This is a genomic window from Sporosarcina sp. Y1009, assembly GCF_057669865.1.
In genome coordinates, this window is sequence record NZ_JBYHFO010000034.1 from 1 (window position 1) to 1,446 (window position 1,446).

The 1,446-nt window shown below is 40.0% G+C and carries 1 protein-coding gene; it reads right to left on the reverse strand.

Annotation, left to right across the window (positions count from 1 at the left end):
- Positions 1-33: 33 nt before the first annotated feature.
- A protein-coding gene (locus AC25Y1_RS19255; RefSeq protein ID WP_488149632.1) for an IS3 family transposase occupies positions 34-1,391 on the reverse strand; the annotation gives its coding sequence in 2 pieces (ribosomal slippage) (positions 34-923 and positions 923-1,391; 1,359 coding nt in all).
- Positions 1,392-1,446 lie beyond the last annotated feature (55 nt).

Genomic DNA, 1,446 nt, shown 5'->3' on the forward strand with positions numbered 1-1,446 from the left:
TGCACTGGACCCTTAAAATTGGACACTATTTTTCTAAGCAGCTAGTTCAAATTTTTTCCGATAGCCCACTGGGCTTTTCCGCTTTAATCTGGACTTGATTCTCAAATGATTATAATAAAAGATATACTGTTCTAGTTCCTCTTTAAAGTGTTCAAGATTATCAAACTCCTGAAGGAACAGGAATTCATATTTAAGGATTCCAAAAAAGTTCTCGATGACGGCATTATCGTAACAGTTTCCTTTTCGAGACATGCTCTGTGTGATGTTTTTTTCCTTTAGTAGCTGACAATATTGTGGCATTCGATAATGCCAGCCTTGATCTGAGTGAATCAAGAGCTCATCGTCTTCTTTTACGTATTCAAGTGACTCTTTCAACATTGTTTCAACCAAATCAAACGTAGGCCTTGATTGAAGCGTATAGGTAATGATTTCGCCGTTGAACAGGTCCAAAATAGGAGAGAGATATAATTTCTGTCCAAATAATTTAAATTCTGTAACGTCTGTAACCCATTTTTCGTTGGGTTTTTCCGCTTTGAAATCGCGGTTCAAGATATTTGGTGCTGCTTTCCCAAATGCACCTTTATAGGATTTGTACTTCTTCATTCGGACAATACATTGAAGCCCTAGTTCTCGCATAATCCGAAGAACTTTCTTCTTGTTTATCGTGTGTCCTTTTTCGATTAGGACGTCGGTGATGCGTCGATACCCAAGGCGCCCTTTGTGTCGGCGGTAGATGAAGTTGATTCTTCTCTTCCACTTCCGGTCGGGATCTGGCTGATTGAAACTATTTAGGATGTCGTAGTAGGTGCTTCGTGCAATACCTGCTATCTTTACCATCTTGTTCACTGGGAATTCATGCCTTAGTTCAAATATTACTTTCGCTTTAATCTTTTTGGTGATTTTTCTTCCTGAACTAAGGCTTCCAGCTTTTTTAGATAGGCATTCTCCATACGAAGATATTCGAGTTCTTTTTCCATGGCTTCTCTTGATTGGTCGACAAGATCTTTGGAAGTGCTTTTCTTTTGTTTGTGAGATTTCATTGTAGAGGGCCCCTTTTCTTTTGTTTCAAGGGCACCTTCTCCAGCTGTCTCCCACTTTTTCTTCCACCTGCGGACCATACTAGGATCCGGGATATGGAAAATAGCAGATGCCTCTCGAACAGAATAATCCGTGTCATTGATAAATTGAATTACCCTTAGTTTAAAGGCTCCTGGATAGTTTGTATAGGGAAAATTGAATGCATTATCACCATGGTGTCGAAACAGTAGCACCCAGTAACGAATTACAGAGTCGTCGACTCCGACCTGTTCTGCCAGGTCTCGGTAACTAATACTTTCATGTTCATAACGTTTGGCTATTAGAAGTTTAAGTTCTTTAGTATACTTGGACATTCTTTTTAGGCCTCCTAATGTTGGATGACGTGTCCAACATTAGGGGGGCAGTGCA